The organism is Pseudomonas sp. P1_A1, from assembly GCF_056406935.1.
The window spans coordinates 165,679-190,593 of sequence record NZ_JBFTZE010000007.1 but is presented as its reverse complement, the minus strand read 5'-3'; the positions used below and the strand labels follow the sequence as shown (position 1 = coordinate 190,593).

At 60.3% G+C, this 24,915-nt stretch carries 21 protein-coding genes and 1 pseudogene; 8 read left to right on the top strand and 14 right to left on the bottom strand.

Annotated features, from left to right (window positions below; translation table 11 throughout):
- Window positions 1-16: 16 nt before the first annotated feature.
- Genes AC1D2Q_RS13100 through AC1D2Q_RS13080 form a run of 5 tightly spaced genes read right to left on the bottom strand, consistent with a single transcriptional unit; the run spans window position 17 to window position 5,405 of the window.
- Window positions 17-1,018: an AAA family ATPase gene (locus tag AC1D2Q_RS13100; RefSeq protein WP_477813438.1), complete on the bottom strand. Its 1,002-nt coding sequence runs from the start codon at window positions 1,016-1,018 to the stop codon at window positions 17-19.
- Window positions 1,015-2,178 carry a DUF4350 domain-containing protein gene (locus tag AC1D2Q_RS13095; RefSeq protein WP_477813437.1) on the bottom strand — a complete coding sequence of 388 codons (1,164 nt, stop codon included), beginning with the start codon at window positions 2,176-2,178 and terminating at the stop codon, window positions 1,015-1,017. Before AC1D2Q_RS13095 ends, AC1D2Q_RS13100 begins: the two co-directional genes overlap by 4 nt.
- Window positions 2,175-3,719, bottom strand: a complete 1,545-nt coding sequence (locus tag AC1D2Q_RS13090) for a DUF4129 domain-containing protein (RefSeq protein WP_477813436.1) — start codon at window positions 3,717-3,719, stop codon at window positions 2,175-2,177. Before AC1D2Q_RS13090 ends, AC1D2Q_RS13095 begins: the two co-directional genes overlap by 4 nt.
- Entirely contained in the window at window positions 3,706-4,683 is a 978-nt protein-coding gene (locus AC1D2Q_RS13085; protein ID WP_477813435.1) for a stage II sporulation protein M, read from the bottom strand. The genes AC1D2Q_RS13090 and AC1D2Q_RS13085 overlap by 14 nt, the downstream gene beginning before the upstream one ends.
- Window positions 4,680-5,405 (bottom strand): RDD family protein, encoded by a 726-nt coding sequence (locus tag AC1D2Q_RS13080; protein WP_477813434.1) that lies wholly within the window; start codon window positions 5,403-5,405, stop codon window positions 4,680-4,682. The genes AC1D2Q_RS13085 and AC1D2Q_RS13080 overlap by 4 nt, the downstream gene beginning before the upstream one ends.
- A gap of 183 nt (window positions 5,406-5,588) precedes the next feature.
- Here AC1D2Q_RS13080 and sbcB point away from each other — a divergent pair, with 183 nt between their 5' ends.
- Entirely contained in the window at window positions 5,589-7,019 is a 1,431-nt protein-coding gene (gene sbcB, locus AC1D2Q_RS13075; protein ID WP_477813433.1) for an exodeoxyribonuclease I, read from the top strand.
- 98 nt (window positions 7,020-7,117) lie between these two features.
- Here the strand turns inward: sbcB and mvaT are convergent, their stop codons facing one another.
- A complete protein-coding gene (mvaT, locus tag AC1D2Q_RS13070; protein WP_007903853.1) occupies window positions 7,118-7,495 on the bottom strand; it encodes a histone-like nucleoid-structuring protein MvaT in 378 nt (125 codons plus the stop codon).
- Window positions 7,496-7,822: 327 nt separating this feature from the next.
- Here mvaT and purU point away from each other — a divergent pair, with 327 nt between their 5' ends.
- Window positions 7,823-8,671 (top strand): formyltetrahydrofolate deformylase, encoded by an 849-nt coding sequence (gene purU, locus AC1D2Q_RS13065; RefSeq protein WP_305409997.1) that lies wholly within the window; start codon window positions 7,823-7,825, stop codon window positions 8,669-8,671.
- An 81-nt stretch (window positions 8,672-8,752) separates the two neighbouring features.
- Window positions 8,753-8,929, top strand: a complete 177-nt coding sequence (locus AC1D2Q_RS13060) for a hypothetical protein (protein WP_477813432.1) — start codon at window positions 8,753-8,755, stop codon at window positions 8,927-8,929.
- 75 nt (window positions 8,930-9,004) lie between these two features.
- Here the strand turns inward: AC1D2Q_RS13060 and AC1D2Q_RS13055 are convergent, their stop codons facing one another.
- The 5 genes and pseudogenes from AC1D2Q_RS13055 to AC1D2Q_RS13035 form a co-directional block, all read right to left on the bottom strand.
- The gene (locus tag AC1D2Q_RS13055) at window positions 9,005-10,000 is read right to left on the bottom strand and encodes a lysylphosphatidylglycerol synthase transmembrane domain-containing protein (RefSeq protein ID WP_305409995.1); all 996 of its coding nucleotides are present in this window, start codon (window positions 9,998-10,000) and stop codon (window positions 9,005-9,007) included.
- Window positions 9,997-10,773, bottom strand: coding sequence for a DUF2334 domain-containing protein (locus AC1D2Q_RS13050; protein ID WP_477813431.1), 777 nt, complete (start codon window positions 10,771-10,773; stop codon window positions 9,997-9,999). Before AC1D2Q_RS13050 ends, AC1D2Q_RS13055 begins: the two co-directional genes overlap by 4 nt.
- Window positions 10,766-11,887, bottom strand: coding sequence for a glycosyltransferase family 4 protein (locus AC1D2Q_RS13045; protein WP_477813430.1), 1,122 nt, complete (start codon window positions 11,885-11,887; stop codon window positions 10,766-10,768). Before AC1D2Q_RS13045 ends, AC1D2Q_RS13050 begins: the two co-directional genes overlap by 8 nt.
- A 192-nt stretch (window positions 11,888-12,079) precedes the next feature.
- Entirely contained in the window at window positions 12,080-12,844 is a 765-nt protein-coding gene (locus AC1D2Q_RS13040; RefSeq protein WP_425439644.1) for a methyl-accepting chemotaxis protein, read from the bottom strand.
- 93 nt (window positions 12,845-12,937) lie between these two features.
- A pseudogene (locus AC1D2Q_RS13035) lies at window positions 12,938-13,969 on the bottom strand (HAMP domain-containing protein); the annotation flags it as partial.
- 184 nt (window positions 13,970-14,153) lie between these two features.
- Here AC1D2Q_RS13035 and AC1D2Q_RS13030 point away from each other — a divergent pair.
- Window positions 14,154-15,641, top strand: a complete 1,488-nt coding sequence (locus AC1D2Q_RS13030; RefSeq protein ID WP_026286451.1) for a helicase HerA-like domain-containing protein — start codon at window positions 14,154-14,156, stop codon at window positions 15,639-15,641.
- Window positions 15,642-15,722: 81 nt separating this feature from the next.
- Here AC1D2Q_RS13030 and AC1D2Q_RS13025 read toward each other — a convergent pair whose 3' ends face one another.
- Complete coding sequence (locus AC1D2Q_RS13025) at window positions 15,723-16,178, bottom strand: DUF721 domain-containing protein (RefSeq protein WP_258672576.1); 456 nt, start codon at window positions 16,176-16,178, stop codon at window positions 15,723-15,725.
- A gap of 307 nt (window positions 16,179-16,485) precedes the next feature.
- On the opposite strand from AC1D2Q_RS13025, the gene secA reads away from it, so the two are divergent.
- The 4 genes from secA to AC1D2Q_RS13005 all read left to right on the top strand — a co-directional run bounded on the left by secA (window position 16,486) and on the right by AC1D2Q_RS13005 (window position 22,250).
- On the top strand, window positions 16,486-19,221 hold the full coding sequence (gene secA / locus AC1D2Q_RS13020; RefSeq protein WP_477813429.1) for a preprotein translocase subunit SecA: 2,736 nt from the start codon (window positions 16,486-16,488) through the stop codon (window positions 19,219-19,221).
- A gap of 122 nt (window positions 19,222-19,343) precedes the next feature.
- The gene (gene argJ, locus AC1D2Q_RS13015; RefSeq protein WP_019581492.1) at window positions 19,344-20,561 is read left to right on the top strand and encodes a bifunctional glutamate N-acetyltransferase/amino-acid acetyltransferase ArgJ; all 1,218 of its coding nucleotides are present in this window, start codon (window positions 19,344-19,346) and stop codon (window positions 20,559-20,561) included.
- A 115-nt stretch (window positions 20,562-20,676) separates the two neighbouring features.
- On the top strand, window positions 20,677-21,309 hold the full coding sequence (locus AC1D2Q_RS13010; RefSeq protein ID WP_477813428.1) for a glutathione S-transferase family protein: 633 nt from the start codon (window positions 20,677-20,679) through the stop codon (window positions 21,307-21,309).
- The gene (locus AC1D2Q_RS13005) at window positions 21,306-22,250 is read left to right on the top strand and encodes a Nudix family hydrolase (protein ID WP_477813427.1); all 945 of its coding nucleotides are present in this window, start codon (window positions 21,306-21,308) and stop codon (window positions 22,248-22,250) included. The genes AC1D2Q_RS13010 and AC1D2Q_RS13005 overlap by 4 nt, the downstream gene beginning before the upstream one ends.
- A 33-nt stretch (window positions 22,251-22,283) precedes the next feature.
- Here the strand turns inward: AC1D2Q_RS13005 and AC1D2Q_RS13000 are convergent, their stop codons facing one another.
- Complete coding sequence (locus AC1D2Q_RS13000) at window positions 22,284-22,865, bottom strand: cob(I)yrinic acid a,c-diamide adenosyltransferase (RefSeq protein ID WP_477813426.1); 582 nt, start codon at window positions 22,863-22,865, stop codon at window positions 22,284-22,286.
- A 2-nt stretch (window positions 22,866-22,867) separates the two neighbouring features.
- On the bottom strand, window positions 22,868-24,904 hold the full coding sequence (locus AC1D2Q_RS12995) for a sensor histidine kinase (RefSeq protein ID WP_477813425.1): 2,037 nt from the start codon (window positions 24,902-24,904) through the stop codon (window positions 22,868-22,870).
- Between the last annotated feature and the right edge of the window lie 11 nt (window positions 24,905-24,915).

Sequence of the window (24,915 nt, the reverse complement as noted above, 5' to 3'; positions counted from 1 at the left end):
ATCTCGATCAAGGGGTTCACAGGCGCGGCGCCGGCACTTGATCGAGCAGTTGCCGGAGAACCTGATCGACGTCCAGCCCTTCGATGTCCAGCTCCGGGGCAATCCGCACGCGATGGCGCAGTACCGCCAGGGCGCAGCCTTTGATGTCGTCGGGAATCACGAACTCGCCCCCGCGCAACAAGGCGCGGGCGCGGGCGCAACGTGCCAGGGCGATGGAGGCGCGAGGCCCGGCGCCGAGGGTCAGGCCTGGCCAGGTGCGGGTGGTGCGGGCCAGGCGCACGGCGTAATCGAGCACCTGATCGTCCAGCGGCAGATCGCTGGCAATGCGCTGCAAGGCCAGCACGTCCTTGGCTTGCAACACGGTGCGCAGCGGTTGCACGTCGAGCATGTCGGCCCGGGTCGAGCGGCTGACCTGGCGCACCATGTCCAATTCCTGTTCGGCCTCGGGGTAGTCCATGCGCACCTTGAGCATGAAGCGGTCGAGCTCGGCTTCGGGTAACGGGTAAGTGCCTTCCTGTTCGATCGGGTTCTGCGTGGCCAGCACCATGAACGGTTGCGCGATGGGCAAAGCGCGGCCTTCGAGGGTGACCTGGCGTTCCTGCATGGCTTCGAGCAACGCGGCCTGGGTTTTCGCCGGGGCGCGGTTGATTTCATYGGCCAGCAGCAGGTTGGTGAACAACGGGCCTTTGCGCAGTTTGAATTGCTCGGTTTGCAGGTCGTACACCGCGTGCCCGGTGACGTCGCTGGGCATCAGGTCCGGGGTGAACTGAATGCGGGCGTATTCGCCACCGAAGCAACGGGCGAGGGCGCGCACCAGCAACGTCTTGCCCAACCCCGGCACGCCTTCGAGCAGCACATGGCCGCCGGCGATCAGGGCGGTGAGCACATCGTCGATCACGGTGTTCTGGCCGATCACCGCTTTTTGCAATTCCGTTCTTATCGCCTGGGCCAACTGACTGGCGCGCTGGCGCTGCTGGGCGGCGTGGGTCTGGGTGCCGGGCTCGATCTGTTCACTCATAAGGCGTTCCTCAAGGTTTGCAGGTGGGCGACCTGACGGCTGAATTCAGCGCTGGACAGCCGCTGTTTCGGTCGCGGGCTCATGGCCTGGCTGATGGCGCGTGTGGGGTGGCCGGTCAGGCGTGCGAGCACCAGCCATTGTTCGGCGACGCCGAGTTGTTCAAAACCGGGGTGACGGTGGCGGACACGACGCAGGATGTCTTGCTGCAAGGCGTGCAACAGGCTGTGCTGACCGCTGCGGCGCAGCATGAAATCGGCGCTGGCGCGCAGGTGTTCCTGAAGTTGCCGACGCGCCCTTGGGGCCGGCTCCAGCAACGGGCCGCTGCGCACGCCAACGTGCCAGAAACCCAAAGCGATCAAGGCGATCAGGGCCACCAGGGCTTGGGGAAAGTAACGCCACAACAAGGTCAGCAGACTGTCGTGCTCGGTATTGAACAGCAGGGTCACATCGGTGTCGGCCGTCAGGTACCACAGCAGCCAGGCGTTGTCGTACTGGTTGATGGCCGGGGTTTTCCAGAGGTCGGCGTCGGTGACCACGGTGATCGAACCCAGCCCGTGGTTCAGCTGCATCATGTGCGTGGCCTTGCCACTGTTGGCCCAGGCCTGGGCGAGGTTTTTCGGGTCGTCGAGGTGGAACGCGGTATCGAAGCTGAAGTAGGCCGGCGCCTCTTCATTTTCCAGATAGAGCTTGGTCAGTTTGGGGTAGGGATCATCGCGCAGATCGGGAGGCGAGTCCTTGAGGTCTTTGCTCAGGAACTGGTGCAACTGCACCCGGTCGAGCAGCAGGTCATTGCTCTGGCCGGTCTTTTCATCCCACAGGGCTTCGGCGACGAATAACAGGCGCCCACCGGCCCGGGTCCAGTTCAACACTTGATCCACCTGGCGCGGCGACATGTTGGAGCGGTCGCCGAGCAACAACAGACTGTGCTGACGCGGTTCGAGGGTCGGCAGGATGTCGAGGCTGTTGGCGTGGCTGACGGTCAGGCCTTGTTTGCGCAGAAAATGCTCGGCGGCCAGGTAGGGATTGGCCTGGGCTTCAGGGGACGGGCCGTGTTCGATTTGTACCTGATAGGGCGTGGCCTTGAAATACAGGTAAACCCCCAACGCACCCAGAAGCACGGCGATGAACACGCCGACCGCCAGCCATGCCCTGCGGTTCAACGGGCCGCTCCGGGGCCGAACAATGCGCGCCAGCCGTCACACAGTTCCTGTTGCAAATGCGCCGGTGGCAGGCGATGCCCGTAGGCCATGTTCTGCCAGTGTGCGGTCAGGTTTTTACTGAAGGCCAGCAACGCCGGTTGCTTCAATTGTTCAACGCGCTGAAGCACTTCGCCTTCGGTGTCGGCGGGTTTGAGCGTCATGTTGAAGTCGTTCAACAAGTGGCTGAGCAAGGCGCGATAGAGCAAGCCAAGGGCTTCACGCGGGTGGGTTTGCCAGAGGCCTTCGGCGCTGGCCGCGATATCGGCGGGCAGGGTTTCGCGGTTGAGGTCCAGGCCGAATGCCTGCTGCGGCAATGGTCGCGTCACTTTATGGTTCAACGCCGGCCGGCGGCTGACGAACGCCTGCAACCAGTCGCGATAACGCCAGATCAACAAGCCGATGGCGGCGATCACCGTGCCCCATAGCACCACTTCGATCAGGCTGGCCAACACGCCGAAACGCTGGCTGTCGAGCAAACTGAACAGCGCTTTCAGCCAGGCGGGTGTTTGACCACCGTGCGCAGTGTCGTCGTTGGGCTTGTCTTGGCCAAACCGATAGCGGGTCACCGTTTCCTTGTTCTTGAACGGTGGCTGATCGAGGATGGCCTTGATGCTGTCTCGGGATGCCTGACTGGTCAGCGGTTGCTCCAGCAGACGCGGGCTGTCCGGTGACATGCCCGGTTCGGCGGCCCAGACGCTTTGCCCCGTCGGCACCAGTACACACGCGGCCAGCAGCAGCGTGATGACTGTGCTGCTCAGGCGTTGGCGCAAGCGGCGGAACACCAGTTCGATGTCCCAGGCTTCCAGCCGTGTGCGCCGGTTCAGGTAAAGGCTGAAACCGCAGGCGACATAAATCGGTTCCCAGACCACCAGCACCAAAGCGTAAAAAGCATTGGTCAGGTGTTCCAGCCAGCGCCAGTCTTGTGTGGCGGCGGCAATCAAGGTCTGCCAGCCCCAGTCGAGTTCGACCTGCAGTGGCAGGAGCATGTAGAACAGCACCATCAGGCCGATCCACAACGCGGTTTCCAGATGCACACCGATGATCGTCAGCCATTGTGCGGCACCGGCATTGCGCTGCAACAGCACGCGCAAACGCTGTTGTCGTGCTTCGCCTTCCAGGCCTTCGAGTTGCACCACCGGCATCAGAAAGCTGCGGCTCAGGCTCAGGCGGCGCCAGGTCAGGCTGGCCAGCAGTTGCGGCGGGAGCAGGCTCGGCCATTGGCGCAGGGCCTGTTTCAGCGAGGGTGTTTCGCCGAACATGGCTTTGGACAGGATGTACAGCGGCAGTCGATCGAACGCCGGTTTGAGCCACCAGAACAGGAACAGGGCGAGGGAGGGCGAATCCCACAGCATCAGGCTGAGCAAGGTAAAAATCGGTAGGGTCACGATCGCCCAACTGGTCATCAACAGGCGTCGATGGCGCTGACTCAGCAGCACCCCCAGGTCCATGGCTTCCCAGTTTGTGCGCGGGCGAATCACCGCACTGGCGTCACTCAGGCGCATGGCGGGTCCGTCCGGCAAACAGCAGATAAGTCGCGACCAACACCCAAAGCGCTGCGCCGACCAGGTATTTGGTCAGCGGCGTGACTCCGGTCCGCGACGACCAGTAGGCTTCTATAAAGGCTGCAATCAACAAAAACAGCATGACCCCGCAAATCAGCAGCACGCTCTTGCTCGCCGCCACTCGCAGGGCTTCGGCACGGGGTAAACGACCCGGTGCGATCAACGCCCAGCCCAGTTGCAGGCCGGCGGCACCGGCCAGGGCAATGGCACTCAGTTCGAAGGCTCCATGGCCGATCACGAATGACCAGAAGGTTTGCCCGTAGCCGATGTGCGTCAGATGCCCGGCCACCGCACCGATCATCAAGCCGTTGAAGAACAGGAAAAACGCGCTGCCCAGGCCAAACAGCAAACCGCTGGCGAAGGTCTGAAACGCGATACCGATGTTGTGCATGATGTAGTAACCGAACATCTCCCAGTCTTCACTGGCCGCCCGTTCTGCCAAGCGCCCCAGATGACCGGCGACGGGGTCGTACATGCTTTGCATCTCACTGACCTGCTCGGCCGGGATCAGGTTGTAGACCAGGTCCGGGAACAGATACACCAGCAGCCCGATGCCAATCAGGCTGCCAAAAAATATCAGGCTGGCGGCCAGCACGAAACGCCATTGCTCGCGCACCAGTCGCGGGAAATCGGCAAGGATGAAGCTCAGTACGTTGGCCCTCAGCCAACTGCGATGCCGATAAAGCTGTTGATGCCCGCGCAGCACTTGTTGCTGTAACGAGTCGACCAAAAAGCTGCTGTAACCACGCTCCTGAGCCAGGGCCAGGTGTTGGCAGAGCCGTCGATAATCGCTGGGGAAGCTGGCGACTCGCGAGGTTTCCTTGCCGCGTTCCAGCCGTTCGAGCATGAGGGCAAACTGCTCCCATTCGGTCTTGTGGCGGCTTTCGAACAGGCTTTGCTTCATGTCGGGCCCAACAGGCCGCGGGCGATGCCGTTGAGTTCGGCCACGGCCTGCGGCGCTGAAACGTGCAGCGGTTGCGCGAGTATCGAGGCGAGTTCGCCTGCCCGCGCCTCGGAGAGTTCACCCTGGCGCTCGGCAAACCCGAGGATGGCGCGTTGCTCGGTCAGCGTCAGCGCGAAAGCGGCACGGCGCGGCGGGGCATCGGGCAACCGCGGTCGGGTGAGCGGTTGTTCGCGGTAGATCACCAGCGTGCCGGCGGCCAGGTCGCCGAGGCGTTTGAAGGTGGGATGTTGCAGGCAACTGATCGCCCCGAGGAAATAGCCGAACGGCAACATGTCGACAAATCGCAGCAGGTTACGCAGCAAGGACGCGGACCAGCCGATCGGCGTGCCATCGTCGTGCACCACGCGCAGTCCCATCCATTGCTTGCCCGGCGAGCGCCCCTGATTGAGCACCTCGAACAGCACCATGTACCACCAGCTCACCACGAACAGCAAAATCGAGCCAAGCCCCGCGCCAAGTTTGCCGAGGAACGCCAGCACCATGAACAGCAGGCCCAGGATCAACCCGCGCAGGCCCAGGTCGATGGTGAACGCCAGCGCACGGACCATCAACCCGGCCGGGCGCAGTGGCAAGTCGATGCCTTCGGGCGTTTCGACCTGATACCGCGTGTCCAGTGGCGGGGCCAGCGTTGCTTTCCGTGGCAGTGCCGTGGTCTCGAGCATGGGCAACCTTGATGTGGCCGGTTTGCGATTCGATGTCCGTCCGATGCTAGCAGCCTCTTGGGGGCAAACGACATAACTATGTATTGCACGGTATGCGGCCGGAGGTGATTGAATGACAACATTTCTGGTCGAGGCAGCCTGTGTGCGCCTAGACTTCGCCGGTCTTCTGTTCAGGAACAACCCGTGACCTCGATCTTCTGGTACGACTACGAAACCACTGGCATCAACCCCCGTTGCGACCGTCCGTTGCAAGTGGCGGGGATTCGCACCGACTTCGATCTCAATGAAATAGACGAGCCGGTCAATCTCTACTGCCAGCCCAGTGACGACATCCTGCCGCATCCGGCAGCCTGCGCGATCACCGGTATCACGCCTGGCCTTCTGGCCGAGCAAGGTTTGAGCGAAGCCGATTTCATGACACGGGTTCATGCCCAGCTGGCTATGCCCGGCACTTGTGGGGCGGGGTACAACACGCTGCGTTTCGACGACGAGATGACCCGTTACAGCCTGTATCGAAACTTTTTCGACCCCTACGCACGGGAGTGGCAGGGCGGCAACAGCCGCTGGGACCTGATCGACATCGTGCGCGCGGCTTATGCGTTGCGTCCCGATGGCTTCGTCTGGCCCACGGATGACGAAGGGCGGGTGACGCTCAAGCTCGAACGCCTGACCGCCGCCAACGGCATCGATCACGGGAATGCCCACGAGGCACTGTCGGATGTTCGCGCGACCATCGCCCTGGCGCGTCTGATTCGTGAAAAACAGCCGAAGTTGTATGACTGGCTGTTTCAGTTGCGCAGCAAACAAAAGGTGATGGACCAGATTCGGCTGTTGCAGCCGATGGTGCACATTTCCGGGCGCTTTTCGGCGGCCCGCCATTATGTCGGCGTGGTACTGCCACTGGCCTGGCATCCACGCAATCGCAACGCGTTGATTGTCTGTGACCTGCACCTGGACCCTCAGGGGCTGCTCGATCTGGATACCGAAACCTTGCGTCAGCGGCTTTATACCCGTCGTGACGATCTGGCCGAAGGCGAACTGCCGGTGCCGCTCAAGCTCATCCACATCAACAAGTGCCCGGTCGTGGCGCCGTTATCGGTACTTCGTCCCGAAGATCAGCAACGTTTGGGGCTGGACATGGCGCTCTATCAGGAACGGGCGCTGCGGCTAAGTGCCGCACAACAACTTTGGCAAGATAAAGTATCGGGAATTTATGCCCGCGAGGATTTCGCCGCGAGCCTGGACCCCGAGCAACAGTTATACGACGGTTTTATCGGCGATCGGGATCGGCGTCTATGTGAGCAAGTCAGAGCCGCCGACCCTGCGCAATTAGCACAAGAGCAGTGGCCTTTCGATGATGAACGTTTGCCAGAATTATTGTTTCGTTATCGCGCACGCAACTTTCCCGATACGTTGAGCCTGGAAGAGCAAGAACGCTGGCGAATATTCTGTCAGCAACGTTTGTCCGCACCGGAGTGGGGCGCTCCCAATACGCTGGAAAGTTTTCTGACAGCTGCCGCCCAATTGACGATTAGTCCTACATCGTTTCAGCAAGAGGTTCTGGATGAATGGCAGAATCATGTCCAGGCATTACGCAAACGTTTGAATATTTGAAAACGAAAATGACTTGCGATTGAATTCCGGGCATAAAAAAACGCCAGCATTTGCTGGCGTTCTTTTGGTCGCAAATCAGTCTGCGACGCGCTTGCGGCTTAGCCCAGCAGGGTAGCCCAGCTTTCAACCACGTCACCGCCCCACTTGGCTTTCCACTCTTTCAGAGTCTTGTGGTTGCCGCCTTTGGTTTCGATGACTTCGCCGTTGTGCGGGTTTTTGTATTGTTTAACTTTACGAGCACGCTTGGTGCCAGTAGTTTTTACCGCGCCGCCACGTGGAGCCTTGGTTTTGGACTCTGGATCCAATAGGGCAATGATGTCACGCAGGGATTTGGAGTATTCGCCCATCAGGGTGCGCAATTTGCCTTCGAATTCCAGCTCGGTTTGCAGTTTGTCGTCTTGGGACAGGTTCTTCAAACGGGCTTGCAGCTCTTTGATAGCTTCTTCGGTGGCGCGATATTCGTTGATCAAGGACATGAGGACTACCTTATGTTGGCGCTGGATGACAGGGTGACAGTGCGACAATAATAGTCAGGGTGTTTCATCAAGTAAACATTTAACCGAAGTTTTACTTAAATTAGTTGCGGTGAATAGGACACTCATTGGAGAGGCAGTTAAATAGCGTCACAAATATTCACAGTTAACCTCTTGAAGACTGGCCACTAGAGCACCCTGCACTGGCGTATGGCACCGCCGGAACCTGTGCCGATGACCGCAATCGGCGGCCGCGCGTCATCAATACTGCAGTTTTGCTGCGCAATCGCTAGAATGGCGGCCTTTGCGAAGTTCTGGAGTTTCCCCCTCATGCGCACTTTTCGGCTGGTGATTGCTTGCCCGGACCGCGTCGGCATCGTTGCTAAAGTCAGTAACTTTCTGGCGTCACATAACGGCTGGATCACTGAAGCGAGCCATCACTCGGACAATCTCAGTGGCTGGTTCTTCATGCGTCACGAAATTCGTGCCGATTCGCTGCCTTTCGGTATCGAAGCCTTTCGCGAAGCGTTTGCACCGATTGCCCAAGAGTTCTCGATGGACTGGCGCATCACCGACACCGAGCAGAAGAAGCGCGTGGTGTTGATGGCCAGCCGTGAGTCCCATTGCCTGGCTGACTTGTTGCACCGCTGGCACAGCGACGAACTGGACTGCGAAATCGCCTGTGTGATTTCCAACCATGACGATTTGCGCAGCATGGTCGAGTGGCACGGTATTCCTTACTACCATGTACCGGTCAACCCGCAGGACAAGGAACCCGCCTTCGCCGAAGTCTCGCGCCTGGTCAAACAGCACGACGCCGAAGTGGTGGTACTTGCCCGTTACATGCAGATTCTGCCACCCGACTTATGCAGCGAATATGCCCACAAAGTCATCAACATTCACCACAGCTTCCTGCCGTCGTTCGTTGGCGCCAAGCCGTATCATCAGGCTTCGATGCGCGGTGTGAAGTTGATCGGTGCCACTTGCCACTATGTCACCGAAGAGCTGGACGCCGGTCCGATCATCGAACAAGACGTGGTGCGTGTCAGCCACAGCGACAGTATTGAAGACATGGTGCGCTTCGGTCGTGACGTCGAGAAAATGGTGCTGGCCCGTGGTCTGCGTTATCACCTGGAAGACCGGGTGTTGGTGCACGGCAACAAAACCGTGGTGTTCTGACAACCATACGGTTGAAATCCGAAGGGCCTGGGCGTTCAATCGCTTCAGGCCCTTCGCCGTTTCTGCTCCGAGGACATGACCATGGCCGATCCGCTGGATAAAGCTGTTTCCAAGGCGCCCGCCACATTGGGCGAGGGCTGTTTGAGCCGCTACGATCCGGACGACCTGAGCCCCGAAGACGGCACGGAGTTTCCCGGCGCCGCCGAGTTGTGGGAGCAGTTGCAGGACGATTCTGAAGATACAGCCGGGGACGCCTGAAAAGATCGCAGCCTTCGGCAGCTCCTACAGGGTGTACACCATCCAAATGTAGGAGCTGCCGAAGGCTGCGATTTTTTAGGCTTGCTTGAACTTCATCAACTTCTTCAGCAATGGCCGCCCGAGCATCAGCAGAAACACCGGGCCACCGACCACCAGATAGAAGTAATAAGTCACTGTCCGCCAGATCAGAATCGCCGCCGCCGCGGTGGATTTCCCCACCATGGGCGCCAGCAGCGCCGCCGATGTCAGTTCCGCCGCCCCGGCACCGCCCGGCAACAGACTGAACTGCCCCGCACTCAATGACAGCATCTGGATCAGAAAGCACCAGGCCCATTGCAAGTCCACGCCCAGCCCGCGCAACGCCAGATACAGCACGCTATACCGCAAGACCCAATGCAGGCAGGTCAGGGCAAACACCGTGATCAACGTCTGAAAGGGTAACTTCAGTGTGTCGGTGAACGCCGCCAGGAAGTGCAGGAGCTTTCGCGCCCAACGAAGCCGGGTCGCTTCCTTGACATTGAAACGGGCGAGCAACCGACCACTCAGGCGAATCAGCGAACGGTGGCAGCGAGCCATCAATACACAGCTGAACAGCCCGCCGAACAACGAGATGGCGCTGACCGTCAGCATCCATTCCAGGCGCTGACTGAGGTGCTGGAACAGTGCATAAATCAGAATTGCGCTGAGCGCGCAGAGGAAAAACAGCAGATCGCTCAATTGGTCCATGGCGAACACGGCGCTGCCCCTGGCCGGCCGCACGCCGTGACGCGCCAACAGGGCCATGATGGTCAGCGGGCCGCCGCTGCCACCGGGAGTGGCGCAATAGGCGAACTCGGCGGACATCACCACCCCGAGGCTTTTCAGGCGGCTCACCTTGTCACTCTGATCGCCCAGCAACAGGCGCAAGCGCAAGGTGTTGATCACCCAGCACAGCAGGATCATGCCGAACATGATCAGCAGCCATTCCAACGGAAAACTTTGCAGGCGCGACCATGTCTCGCCGCCGCCCAGCAACGACGGGATGAGCACTGCAGCGAGCAGCGCGATGACCAGCAGAATTCCCCGGCTCATGCTGCGCGACCGACGGGGTCGCGTTGCAGTTTCAACCAACCGGCCTTGGTCATCGGCACACGGCCCTCGTCGAGCAAGCGCTTGAGAGCTTGCAGCCAATACTGACGCGAGAACTCATGGCGCATGTCCACCGGGTGCAGGCCGAGACGAATCACCGGCGCCTGGCGCCAGTGCTGTTCGCGCTGATCGCTGACGATTTTCGACAGGCCGCGGCGCCATGCGCTGCGCGCGCTCCAGACCAGGCCGGGGGCATCAATCGCGGTGAAATCCGGCAAACGATACAGGTGCTGCGAATCGCTGGTGTAACGCAGCGGCAACTGACGCAATGCCTGGCGGGTGCCTTCGCTCATCAGCCAGGCAGGGGCGACGAAGCCTTCGAGCGGCCAGTTGTAGCGATGGAATACCTCGATTCCCGCGCGCAGGCGGGCGAGGGCGGCGTCCGGCGGCAGGTCATAGAACTCGCCTTCATGGGTATAGATCCGGCGCATGAACCAGTCTCGGGGAGTGGTGGGAATCGACCCTTCATCGCAATGGTAGTAACCGTGCAGTACCAGTTCGTCGCCGCGAGCGACGCGACGGCTCAGCAAACGTCGAAACTCCGGATGTGCGTCAAGTTCGTTATGTTTGTGGAAATTCGGCACCACCAGCCAGGTCATCGGCACTGTGCCCAGTGCGTCGACGGCTTCGACGAAGGCCTGGTAATCGGGCCAGGTCTGCGGCGCAACGTCGTGCAGCACCAACAACACACTGGGCGCGTTCATGGGCTCAGCCATTGACGATCTGCGGCCATTGCGTGCCGAGTACGGCGTGATAATGCCCCAGCAGGCTGTGGACCACGGTGTCCCAGGCGTAATGTTGCTCGACATGTCGGCGGGCTTGTTTGCCCAACGCGGCGCTGCCTTGGCTGAACAGCTCGCGAACGGTGTTGGCCATCGCCACTGGATTGTTCGGTGCGCAGAGCAAGCCACATTGATCGGTGACAATCTCCTGGAAAGCCCCGGCCGCCACGGCCACCACGGGAATGCCACTGGCCATGGCTTCGAGAACCACCAGGCCAAAGGTTTCCTGATCGCCGGCATGCACCAGCGCGTCGGCGCTGGCCATCAGGCGCGCGACTTGCGCTGCCGGGCAGAATTCATTGAGGACGGTGACATTACGTGGCACCAGGGTCGGCATCGACGAGCCCACCAGCAGCAAGTGGTAGCGACGACCCAGGCGTTTCATGCAACTGAGCAGCACCGGCAGGTTTTTTTCCTTGGAGCCACGGCCGGCGAAGATCAGCAGGTGAGTGTTTTCATCGATGCCCAATTCGGCCCGCAGGCCTGGGTCCCGAACGCTGGGGTTGAACGTTTGCAGGTCGACGCCCAAGGGCTGTACGAAAACGTTCTTCACCCCCAACCCGATCAGTTTGTCGGCCATGACCTGGCTCGGTGCCAGAACCCGGTCGAAGTTGCCATAGAGTTTGCTGACATAAGCTTCGACATTGGGTGTAACCCAGTTGCCCATGCGATTACTGACCAGCATCGGCAGGTCGGAGTGATAAAAGCCGATCACCGGCACATCGAGTTGCCGCTTGGCGTCCAAAGCGGCCCAGGCAGTCAGGTAAGGGTCGCCGACTTCAATCAGATCGGGCTGTAAATCTCGCAGAACATTGCGCCACGGCCCGAGACGGAGGGGGAATCGATAACCCTTGCCGAAGGGCAGGGCGGGGGCCGGAACCGTATAGACACCATCCTGTTCACTCAAATGCGCCCCTGGGATCAGCAGGCTGTGGCAAATGCCGGGTCTGATGCCCAAACGACGGTGTTTGGCATCCAGATAAGTGCGCACGCCACCGCTGGCAGGGGCGTAGAACATGGTTATGTCAGCGATATGCACGATGAACATCCCTCCGGGTTCGATGTGCTCCCTTTGGTTGACCTATATGAAGGATAGATGTTCGGTTGGGTTTTGCGGTGGGGGGATGCAGCGGGATTTGTGGGGGCTGGATGGACGCCTTTGCGGACAAGCCTCGCTTCTACAGGTTCACATGTACCTGTGTAGGAGCGAGGCTTGCCCGTGAAGAGGCCAGTTCAGACGCTAGATACGGAAACTGCCTACCAATTGCTTCAAGCGCGAGGCCTGTTGCTCAAGGTCCGAGCACGCCCGCAGGGTCGATTGCAGGTTTTCCACGCCTTCCTGATTCAGCGTGTTGATCTCGGTGATGTCCACGTTGATCGACTCCACCACCGCCGTCTGTTCCTCGGTCGCCGTGGCCACCGACTGGTTCATGCCGTCGATTTCGCCGATGCGCAACGTCACGCTGTTCAGGCGCTCGCCCGCCAGGTTGGCGATTTCCACGCTGTCCTGGCTGTGGCGCTGGCTGTCGCTCATGGTGCTGACGGATTCGCGGGCGCCGACTTGCAGCTCCTCGATCATGGTCTGCACCTGTTGCGCCGATTCCTGCGTGCGGTGCGCCAGGTTGCGCACCTCGTCGGCCACCACGGCAAAACCGCGCCCGGCTTCACCGGCCCGCGCCGCTTCGATGGCGGCGTTGAGCGCCAGCAGGTTGGTTTGCTGGGAAATGCTGGTGATCACTTCGAGAATCTGCCCGATGTTCACGGTTTTGCTGTTCAGCGATTCGATGTTGGTGCTCGAAGCGCTGAGCATGCTCGACAGCTGATTCATCGCGGCAATGCTGCGATCCACCACTTGCTGGCCGTCTTCGGCCAGGCTGCGGGCATCGCTGGCCTGATTCGATGCCTGGGCGGCGTTACGGGCGATTTCCTGAGCAGCGGCGCCGAGCTGGTTGATGGCCGCGGCCACGCTGCTGGTGCGCGAGGCTTGTTGGTCGGAGTTGAACATCGACGAGTTCGAGGCTGCCACTACCCGCAAGGCCACTTCGTTGACTTGGCCGGTGGCCGAGGACACTTCGCGGATCGATGTATGGATCCGTTCAACGAAACGGTTGAATGCCGTGCCGAGGATGCCGAATTCGTCCTGACTCTGGATGGTCAGGCGTTTGGTCAGGTCGCCTTCGCCGTCGGCGATGTCTTCCATGGCGCGGGTCATCACGTGCAGCGGCTGGATCAGCAGGCGGATCAGCATGCCCAGCAAGCCGATGATGATGGCCACGGCAATCAGGGTCGCGATGATCGCCGAGGTGCGGAATTCGCTGAGCATGGAGAAGGCTTTGTCCTTGTCCACCGACAGGCCGATGTACCAATTGACCGACGGCAAGCCTTTGATCGGGGTGAAAGAGACGATGCGGGTTTTGCCGTCGACGTCCACTTCAGTGAAGTTGCTGCTAATGCGTGGGGTATTTTTCGGGTACGCCTCGCTCAGGGACTTCATCACCATGGCTTTGTCCGGATGAACCAGGATCTTGCCGTCGGCGCTGACCAGAAAGGCATAGCCCATGCCGCCGAAATCACGCGCGATCAAGGTGTCGATCAGGGTTTGCAGGCTCAAGTCACCGCCTACCACCCCCACGCTTTTCCCCGATTTTTTCGAAGCGGTGGCAATGGAGATGATGGTTTGACCGGTCGCCGCATCTATATAAGGTTCGGTCAGCGTCGAGCCGTTGCTGTTTTCCGCGCCTTTGTACCAAGGGCGAACTCTGGGATCGTAGCCGTCCGGCATCTTGGAGTCCGGGCGGTTGATGAAGTTGCCGCTGGCATCACCCAGGTACCTGGCCATGAAGGTCGATGCCAAAGCATTTTGTTCAAGCAGACTGACGACGTTGGATTGTTCGGGGTTGATGGCAATGTTTTGAGCGAGGTTCTCTACCAGCAGGATACGACCGGCCAGCCAACTCTGGATGTTGTTGGCGGTGACGTCTCCCATCTCGGTGAGATAGTTATCCAGATCTTCACGAATCGCATTGCGCTGCAAATAGTCGTTGTACAGCGTGAAGGAGGCGAAGGCGGCGATAACGATCAGGGCGGCGGCAAGCAGTATCTTATGGCTGAAGCGCAGATTTTTATTCATGGCTTGGGGGTCCGCTAAAGTCTTAATGTCCAGGGCGTGCTTTTATAAAGGCGCGCAAAATGGGCAGTGTTGAAAGTAAGCTGATATTTCCGTCTCTCCTTAGGGAATTACCGACGCTATTTTCAGTCTGGTCTCTCGGTTGTTATCGGCCATGAAGGATCAAAGATTAACCATGGGTGACAAAATGCCTGACTCATCGCAACTCGTTATCGGCGCTGACCTCGCGGGCCAGCCAATCGCCCAGGCCATGCGCCTGGCGAACCGTCACGGTTTGGTAGCGGGCGCTACCGGGACCGGTAAAACCGTTACGTTGCAGCGCCTGGCCGAAGCGTTCAGCGATGCCGGCGTGGCGGTGTTCGCGGCGGACATCAAAGGCGACTTGTGCGGGTTGGGCGCCGCGGGTAACCCTCAAGGCAAGGTCGCGGAGCGGATCGCCGGCATGCCCTGGCTGAACCATAAGCCTCAGGCGTATCCGGTAACCCTATGGGATATTCACGGTCAGTCCGGTCATCCATTGCGCACCACCTTGAGCGAAATGGGGCCGTTGCTGCTCGGCAGCCTGCTGGAGCTGACCGACAGTCAGCAATCGGCACTTTATGCCGCCTTCAAGGTGGCCGACCGCGAAGGGCTGTTGCTGCTGGATTTGAAAGATTTGAAGGCGCTGCTCAATCACCTGCGTGATAACCCCGTATTACTGGGCGATGACGCGGCACTGATGACCACCGGTTCCAGTCAGGCACTGTTGCGCCGTTTGGCAACGCTGGAGCAGCAGGGCGCCGAGGCGTTGTTCGGTGAACCGGCACTGCAACTGGAAGATATTTTGCAGCCGGCGATGGACGGTCGCGGGCGCATCCATTTGCTCGACGCCAGCCGTCTGGTGCACGAAGCGCCGAAGGTCTACGCGACGTTCCTGTTGTGGTTGCTGGCTGAATTGTTCGAGCAACTGCCGGAACGCGGCGATGCCGATAAACCGCTGCTGGCGCTGTTTTTCGACGAGGCGCACTTGTTGTTCGCCGGTACGCCCAAGGCGTTGCAGGATCGTCTGGAACAAGTGGTGCGGCTGATCCGTTCGAAAGGCGTGGGCGTGTATTTCGTCACCCAATCGCCGGGGGACTTGCCGGATGATGTGCTGGCTCAGTTGGGCCTGCGTGTCCAGCATGGCTTGCGCGCGTTCACCGCCAAAGAGCAGAAATCCCTGCGTGCAGTGGCCGAGGGTTTCCGGCCGAACCCGGCGTTCGACGCCTTGTCGGTGTTGACTGAGCTGGGCATCGGCGAGGCGTTGGTCGGCACCTTGCAGGACAAGGGCACGCCGGAGATGGTCCAGCGTGTACTGGTCGCACCGCCGCAATCGCGGATCGGGCCGCTGACCGAGACTGAACGCACGGTGCTGATTGCCGGTTCGCCGTTTAAAGGGCGATATGACAAACCGGTCGATCGCGAATCGGCCTATGAAGTGCTGATGGGGCGCAAGGGGTTGGCGCCGGAGCCTGAAACCGCGCCGGGCAAACCTGCACCCGAAGAGCCGAGTTTCACCGAACAGGCCGGGGAATTCCTCGGTACGGCGGCAGGCCAGGCGCTCAAATCGGCGATGCGACAGGCGGCCAATCAATTGGGCCGACAACTGGTACGCGGGTTGATGGGGTCATTGCTCGGTGGTAGCAAACGCCGCTGAAAATCAAAAGATCGCAGCCTTCGGCAGCGCCCCACAGGCGCGTAGGAGCTGCCGAAGGCTGCGATCCTTTAATCTTTGCTTTTAAACCTTGGGTTTAGCGTGCGCCGCAAGGCGCTCCAGCGCCGCCCTTAGATTCGGGTCGGTAATCCCGTCAGCCGTCGCCTGAATGGTCGCCGCCGCATCCGTCGACAAATCCATGGTATGCCCAGCCGCTCCTTGCTGAACGGTCGGTGGCTGCACCTTGAACAGGATCCGCGTCAGGCTGGCGAACTCGTCGAACAGCTGTAACTGGCGTTGCAGACGCTTTTGTTGATAACGCAGGCGGGTGGCCCAGTGACCGTCGGTGACAATCAGCAATAAACTGCCTTCGCGCCACGACGCCACATGGCAATGCTCGCGGGCGGCCGGTTGCAGCTGGCTTTCCACCAGACGTTGCAAATGACCCAGGCGTTGAGCGTGGCCAAAGATGGCTTTCAGCGGTTTGGCTTCGCGAAGCAGAACGGCGGGTGCTCTGGCCGTGAGAGGGCGAAATGCCATGATCGAACACCTGAAGTAACAGAATGGCCATGGTAACAGAAAGCACCCGCTGGTCCTGACCCATTGCTTTACGAGCGCTTTACCCATTAAATCAACGAGTAACTTGTACCCTCAATGGGTTGAAGTTCAGCAAAAAGCCCTTATTTTAAGTGAGCCCCGTCACAGCGCAGTGCATGCATCGTGGAATAACGCCACTTTCCTCACCATCGTTTCCGGGTAGAATGCTCGTTCGCATGCGGCCATGAGGGCTGCACGGGCGACTCACGGGGCCGCCCTCCATCCCTTTAGTGTGGAAGATCCTGCCGATATGTTTGCGCCTTTGTTAAAGAAACTTTTTGGAAGCAAGAACGAGCGTGAAGTCAAACGCATGCTCAAGACGGTGCAGCTCGTCAATGCCTTCGAAGAGCAAATGGTGGCCCTTTCGGACGATCAATTGCGTGCCAAGACCAACGAGTTCAAGGCCCGCCTCGCCAAAGGGGAAACCCTCGACAAGCTGCTGCCAGAAGCCTTTGCGGTCGCCCGCGAAGCCGGTAAGCGCGTCATGGGTATGCGCCACTTCGATGTCCAGCTGATCGGCGGCATGACCTTGCATGAAGGCATGATCGCGGAAATGCGTACCGGTGAAGGCAAGACCCTGGTGGCAACACTGGGCGTTTACCTCAACGCGCTGTCCGGCAAGGGCGTGCACGTTGTGACGGTGAACGACTACCTGGCCCGTCGTGACGCCAACTGGATGCGTCCGCTCTACGAATTCCTCGGCATGACGGTCGGTGTGGTCACGCCATTCCAGCCGCCGGAAGAGAAGCGCGCCGCTTACGCCGCCGACATCACCTACGGCACCAACAACGAATTCGGTTTCGATTACCTGCGCGACAACATGGCGTTCAGCATGGAAGAAAAATTCCAGCGCGAACTCAATTTTGCCGTGATCGACGAAGTCGACTCCATCCTCATCGACGAAGCCCGTACCCCGCTGATCATCTCCGGTCAGGCCGAGGACAGCTCCAAGCTGTACATCGAGATCAACAAACTGATCCCGCAGCTTGAATTGCACATCGAGGAAGTCGAAGGCGAAGTCACCAAGGCCGGCCATTACACCATCGACGAGAAGACCCGTCAGGTCGAACTCAACGAAGCCGGTCACCAGTTCATCGAAGAAATGCTCACCCGCGTCGGCCTGCTGGCTGAAGGCGAGAGCCTGTATTCGGCGCATAACCTGGGCCTGCTGACTCACGTTTATGCCGGCCTGCGTGCGCACAAGCTGTTCCATCGCAACGTCGAGTACATCGTGCAGGACGGTCAAGTGGTGCTGGTCGACGAACACACCGGCCGTACCATGCCGGGTCGCCGTTTGTCCGAAGGTCTGCACCAGGCCATCGAGGCCAAGGAAAACCTGAACATCCAGGCCGAGAGCCAGACCCTGGCGTCGACCACGTTCCAGAACTACTTCCGTCTGTACAGCAAGCTGTCCGGCATGACCGGTACCGCGGACACCGAAGCGTTCGAATTCCATCAGATCTATGGCCTGCAGGTCATGGTCATCCCGCCGAACAAGCCGTTGGCGCGTAAAGACTACAACGACCTGGTGTTCCTGACCGCCGAAGAGAAATACGCGGCGATCATCGGCGACATCAAGGAGTGCATGGCTCAGGGCCGTCCGGTGCTGGTGGGTACCGCCACCATCGAAACGTCCGAGCACATGTCCGGCCTGCTTCAGAAGGAAGGCATCGAACACAAGGTTCTGAACGCCAAGTTCCATGAAAAAGAAGCCGAAATCATCGCTCAGGCCGGTCGTCCGGGCGCACTGACCATCGCAACCAACATGGCCGGTCGTGGTACCGACATCCTGTTGGGCGGCAACTGGGAAGTGGAAGTGGCTTCGCTGGAAGACCCGACCCCTGAGCAGATTGCCCAGATCAAGGCCGACTGGCAGAAACGTCACCAGCAAGTGCTGGAGTCGGGCGGCTTGCAGGTGATCGCTTCCGAGCGTCACGAATCGCGCCGTATCGACAACCAGTTGCGTGGTCGTGCCGGTCGTCAGGGCGACGCCGGTTCCAGCCGTTTCTACCTGTCGCTGGAAGACAGCCTGATGCGCATCTTCGCCTCTGACCGGGTGAAGAACTTCATGAAGGCGCTGGGCATGCAGTCCGGTGAAGCGATCGAGCACCGCATGGTGACCAACGCCATCGAGAAGGCTCAGCGCAAGGTTGAAGGTCGCAACTTCGACATCCGTAAGCAACTGCTCGAGTTCGACGACGTCAACAACGAACAACGTAAAGTGATCTATCACATGCGTAACAGTTTGTTGGCCGCCGACAACATCGGCGAAACCATTGCCGATTTTCGTCAGGACGTGCTCAACGCAACCGTCAGCGCACACATTCCGCCACAATCGCTGCCTGAGCAGTGGGACGTGTCCGGTCTGGAAGCGGCGTTGCAGAGCGACTTCGGTGTGGCGCTGCCGATCCAGCAATGGCTCGACGAAGACGACCACCTGTATGAAGAAACCCTGCGCGAGAAGCTGCTGAACGAACTGATCGCCGCGTACAACGAGAAAGAAGACCAGGCCGGTGCCGAAGCACTGCGCTCCTTCGAGAAGCAAATCGTACTGCGCGTGCTCGACGACCTGTGGAAAGACCACCTGTCGACCATGGATCACCTGCGTCACGGCATCCACTTGCGTGGTTATGCACAGAAGAACCCGAAGCAAGAGTACAAGCGCGAGTCCTTCACCTTGTTCTCCGAGTTGCTGGATTCGATCAAGCGCGACTCGATCCGTGTGCTGTCGCACGTTCAGGTTCGCCGCGAAGATCCGGCCGAAGAAGAGCAACGCCTGCGTCAGGAAGCCGAAGCACTGGCTGCACGCATGCAGTTCCAGCACGACGAAGCGCCTGGCCTGGAGCAACCGGAAGTGTTGGGTGAAGAGATCGATGTAGCTCTCGCCACCGCACCGGTACGCAACGAGCAGAAACTGGGCCGCAACGAGCTGTGCTACTGCGGTTCGGGCAAGAAGTTCAAGCATTGCCACGGGCAGATCCAGTAAACCCCGTTTCAAACGCTGAAATACCCGCGCCGCGACCGGCTTATGCCGTCGCGGCGTTTTGCCATTCAAACCACCGTCTATCGCAATGACGGTGCAGACAACATTTTTTAAGGAGCGCATTCATGGCTGTTGGTCTTGGTCCTTTGCCAACGTTGCACCCGGTTGCCGGTTTTGAACTCGGTATCGCCTCGGCCGGTATCAAGCGCCCGGGGCGCAAGGATGTCGTGGTCATGCGCTGTGCCGAAGGTTCCACAGTGGCGGGCGTGTTCACCCTGAACGCCTTTTGCGCCGCTCCGGTGATCCTGGCCAAGCAACGCGTGCAAGGCCCGGTACGTTACCTGCTGACCAACACCGGCAATGCCAACGCCGGCACTGGCGAACCAGGCCTGGCCGCCGCCGAGCGCACCTGCGCCAAGCTGGCCGAGCTGACCGGCGTTGATGCGAGCCTGGTGCTGCCGTATTCCACCGGCGTGATCGGCGAACCGCTGCCGGTCGAGAAAATCGAAGGCGCGTTGCAAGCCGCCCTCGATGACTTGTCGGAAAATAACTGGGAAGCTGCCGCCACCGGCATCATGACCACCGACACCCTGCCCAAGGGCGCCAGCCGTCAGTTCCAGCATGACGGCGTGACCATCACCGTCACCGGCATCAGCAAAGGCGCGGGCATGATTCGCCCGAACATGGCGACTATGCTCGGCTATATCGCTACCGACGCCAAAGTCTCCCGCGAAGTGCTGCAAAACCTGCTGCTGGACGGTGCCAACAAGTCGTTCAACCGCATCACCATCGACGGCGACACCTCGACCAACGACTGCTGCATGCTGATTGCCACCGGCAAGGCCGCACTGCCGGAAATCACCCGTGCCGAAGGCGAGCTGTTCGCCAAGTTGAAACAAGCGGTATTCGAAGTGTGCATGGACGTGGCCCAGGCCATCGTGCGCGACGGCGAAGGCGCGACCAAGTTCGTCACCGTTGAAGTCAACGGCGGCGGCAATCACCAGGAATGCCTGGATGTCGGTTACACCGTGGCCCACTCGCCGCTGATCAAGACTGCGCTGTTCGCCTCCGATCCGAACTGGGGCCGCATCCTGGCCGCCGTGGGCCGTGCCGGTGTACCGAACCTGGATGTGAGCAAGATCGACGTATTCCTTGGCGAGGTGTGCATCGCCAGCCGTGGCGCGCGTTCTGCCACCTACACCGAAGCCCAGGGCGCGGCGGTGATGCAGCAGGAAGAAATCACCATCCGCATCGAGCTGGGTCGCGGCGATTGCAGCGAAACCATCTGGACCACCGACCTGTCCCACGAATACGTGAAGATCAACGCCGAGTACCGTACGTAAGACAGATCGCTTTCGCGGGCAAGTCGGATCGCCGCACCGCTGCGACTTGCCCGCGAAGACGGACCACCAGACGCTAAAGATTCTGGCTTGTACTCTTACCAAAAGGCGCCCGAACATGAGCCTCCACCTGATCATCGGCGACAAACTGTATTCTTCCTGGTCCCTGCGCGCCGCGCTGGCCCTCGACCTGACCGGCGCGTCCTACACAGAAGAACTGATCAAGCTGAACCAGCCGGACACCCGCGCGCGCGTGCTCAAGCATTCGCCGACCGGGAAAGTCCCGCTGCTGAAAAGCGAACATGGCACCATCGCCGATTCGCTGGCGATTGCCGAGTACCTGGCCGAGCAATTCCCCGATGCCGGCCTCTGGCCCAAAGACACCGCCGCCCGTGCCCAGGCGCGTTCGGCCTGCGCGCAGATGCACAGCGGTTTCTTCGCCATGCGCGGCAACATGCCGTTCGACCTGAGCCACAATGCGCCGTTGTTGCCGACTCCGCCTGACGTTCAGGCCGAGATTGAGCGCATGCTGGCGTTGTGGGCTGAATGTCGTGCGGCCGCGACTGAAGCCGGCCCGTTCCTGTTCGGTGGCGCGACCCTGGCCGATGCGTTTTTCGCACCGATCGCCGTCCGCCTGCGCACCTATCAAGTGAAGCTGCCCGAGGTCGACGCAGCCTATGTCGAAACCCTCTACCAATGGCCAGCTTTCAAGGCCTGGCAGAAGGCGGGTCTGGAGGAGGTGGGGCAGTGAAACGAGTACACGTGGCCGCGGCGGTTATCCGCGATAGCAACGGCAAGATCCTCATCGCCCGGCGTGCCGACACCCAGCATCAGGGCGGCTTGTGGGAGTTCCCCGGTGGCAAGGTCGAGGATGACGAATCCGTCGAAACCGCCCTGGCCCGCGAGCTTCACGAAGAGTTGGGCATCGTGGTCAATACCGCGCGACCGTTGATCAAGGTTCGCCACGACTACCCGGACAAGCAGGTGTTGCTGGATGTCTGGGAAGTCTCGGCGTTTACCGGCGAACCCCATGGTGCCGAAGGTCAGCCTTTGGCTTGGGTGACTGCGCGGGAACTGCTGGACTACGAGTTTCCGGCCGCCAACCAGCCGATCGTCGCGGCAGCACGCTTGCCCGGCGAATACCTGATCACCCCGGACGGTCTGGAAACCCCGGCCTTGCTGCGCGGTATCCAGAAAGCCATCGCTGGCGGCATCAAGCTGATTCAGTTGCGTGCGCCCAACGGCTATGACCCGCAATACCGCGATCTGGCGGTGGACGCAGCAGGGCTGTGTGCCGGCAAGGCGCAGTTGATGATCAAGGGGCCGTTTGAATGGCTGGGGGACTTCCCGTCCGCCGGTTGGCACATCACGGCAGCGCAGTTGCGCAAATACGCGGCGGCCGGCCGACCGCTACCGGCGTCGCGCTGGTTGGCGGCGTCCTGCCACAACGCTGAAGAACTGGCGTTGGCCGAGCAGATGGGCGTGGACTTTGTGACCCTGTCGCCGGTGCAGCCGACCCAGACGCACCCGGATGCTCAGCCGCTGGGTTGGGAGCTGGCGTCGACTTTGATCGAAGGCTTCAGCAAACCGGTGTTCTTGTTGGGTGGGGTTGGCCCGGTAGAGCGGCAGAAAGCCTGGGAAGCGGGCGCGCAGGGTGTGGCGGGGATTCGGGCATTCTGGCCTGAGGCCTAGCACCTGATCGTTCCCACGCTCGCGTGGGAACGATCAGTTTGAAGGTTTCGCCGCAGGCTGCCACAAGATCTCGGCAATCCCCTGGCGTTTGGCAATCAACCGTGCCGCGACAAACAACAAATCCGACAAGCGATTGATATACGCCAGGCCCACCCCGGCCAACGGTTCGATCGCATTCAACTGCTGACAGCGGCGTTCGGCACTGCGCGCAAGGCAGCGGCACACGTGGGCCTGGGCAATCAGCGCCGAACCGCCGGGCAGAATGAAATTCTCCAGCGGCCCCAGCTCTTCATTCCACACATCAATGGCCGCTTCCAGCCGTTCGATTTCTGCCGTGTTCAGTGCCTGATACACCGGCATCGCCAGTTCGCCACCGAGGTCGAACAACCGATGCTGGCAGGGCGCCAATACCTCGATCACTTCGCCAAGCCCGGGAAACTCGCCACTTTGCGCCGCCAACCCGGCCAACAGTACGCCCACCTGGCTGTTCAGTGTATCGACTTCGCCAATGGCCTCGATTCGTGGATGGTCCTTAGGCACCCGGCGACCGTCGCCAAGTCCGGTTTCGCCTTTGTCGCCGGTGCGGGTGTAAATCTTCGACAAACGAAAGCCCATGGTTACCTCGACAGCTGATTGAGTTCTTGAGAGTTCACCGCAGTGCCCGACAAAGGCAGGCGCAAGGTGAAGCAAGTGCCTTGGCCCGGCGTCGATTGCACTTCCATCTGGCCCTTGTGGTTGTTGGTGATGATGAAATACGAAACCGAGAGCCCAAGGCCGGTGCCCTGACCGATTTCCTTGGTGGTGAAGAACGGCTCGAACGTGCGTTTGCGCACGCTTTCGCTCATGCCGATGCCGTTGTCCTCGACCTGGATTTCCGCCCACGGCGGATTCAGTTTTGTGCGCAGAATGATCCGCCCCGGTTCGCGGTCGTCTGTCCGCTGGTGAATGGCTTGCGCGGCGTTTTTCAGCAGGTTGAGCAGCACCTGCTCCAGTTCGTTGGCGGTGCCGGGTACCGGACCCAGCGCCGGATCGAACTGGCGAATGATCGCCTGGCCCTTGAAGTCGAAGCCAATAGCCAGGTCGAAGTCGTTGCCGGCGATTTCCACCGCTTGATCGATCAGTGCCGGCAGGTCGCATGGCGCCATTTGCCGAGTGCTGCGGCGGCTGAAGCTGAGCATGTGGGTCACGATCTTCGCCGCCCGGGCACCAGCCTGCTGAATGCCGTCGAGTAGCTGCGGTACTTCACGCGCTTTCAGGTACTTATTGACCGTTTCCAGTTCGATGCCCATTTGCTCGGCCTGTTCGAGGTTCTTCGGCAGGTCGGGGGAAAGACGTCGACGAATGTTCTGCACGTTGTGCAGGATCGCGCCCAGCGGGTTGTTGATCTCATGGGCCATACCGGCGGCGAGGCCGCCGACCGAGAGCATTTTTTCCGACTGCACCATCATTTCTTCCAGGGACAGACGCTGGGTGATATCGTCGATCCGGATGACCACGCCACGTCCGGCACCGCCCATCAACGGGTAGAACGTCAGGGCGTAATGCCGGGGTTCGTCGTCCTTGGGCCAGGTAACGCGTTCGATCTTGGCCACCGTATGCTGCTCGACGGTTTGCTTGAGCTGCGGCAGGAATGGCTTGAGGGGTTTGAAGGCGAGAAAGATCGGCTGGTTCAAGGCTTCGTCCAGGCGCGTGCCGGACAGTGCGCTGGCCTCCTGATTCCACTGGGTCACGTAAAGCTGCTCGTCGAGGGCGATCAGTGCCGATGGCATGGAGTCGATGATGCTGTTGAGGTAGTTCTGGAAACCAGTAAGTTTTTTCTCGATCTTGCTCCGCACCTGAACTTCCAGTTCCAGCTTGCGGTTGGTGTGACGGGTTTCTTCGGCCAGCCCCTGGGCCTGGTCGTAAGCCGCCTGGGAATCGTCGCGGGCACGCTTGAGCTGCTGCTCCCGGGCCTCGATGCGCGAGAGCATGGTGTTGAACGCTTCGGCGAGGCTGCCGATTTCATCGTGGTTGCCGCGAGAGGCGCGCAGGGCGTAGTTCTCTTCCCGGGTGACTTGCCGGGACAGCTCTTCGAGCTGATGGATGGGGCGGGTAATCAGGCGTTTGATCTGCCGGGCGATCACCAGCCACAACAGCACGCTGAAGATCAGAATCCCGAGGCTGGCGGTCAGGGTCCCGGTGTAGAACGCCATCGGCAATTCGCTGCTGGCCACCAGCAGCAAATGCCCGGGAGCGGTGCCGGGGCGGGGCAGGGTGATCACTTGATTGCTGCGAAACTCCGTGGCTTGCCAGGCTTCGAGGTGCCGGTAGTGCTCTGGCAGGCTCAGCATGTCGCCGTGTTGCAGCTGCGCCAGACGCGTACCCGTGCCGTCGTAAAGGGCTGCCGCACGCAGTGGTGAATAACTGTTGAGTTCGTTGAGCAGGCGTTCGGCGTTTTGCGGCGACTTCAGTGCGTCGGACACCAGGCTCGGGTTGGACACCAGTCGGCCGATGGTCTGCAGGGCCTGAGGGGCCATGCTTTCCTGGGAGATGTAATACGCGGCACTGATAAAGGTCAGGTTGGCGACCAGCAAAACGGTGGTCAACAGCACCAGCAGGGCGGCCAGCAGTTTCTGGCCGACCGGAAGGTTTTCAAGGCGCTGGCGCAATGGCATCAGGTTCATCG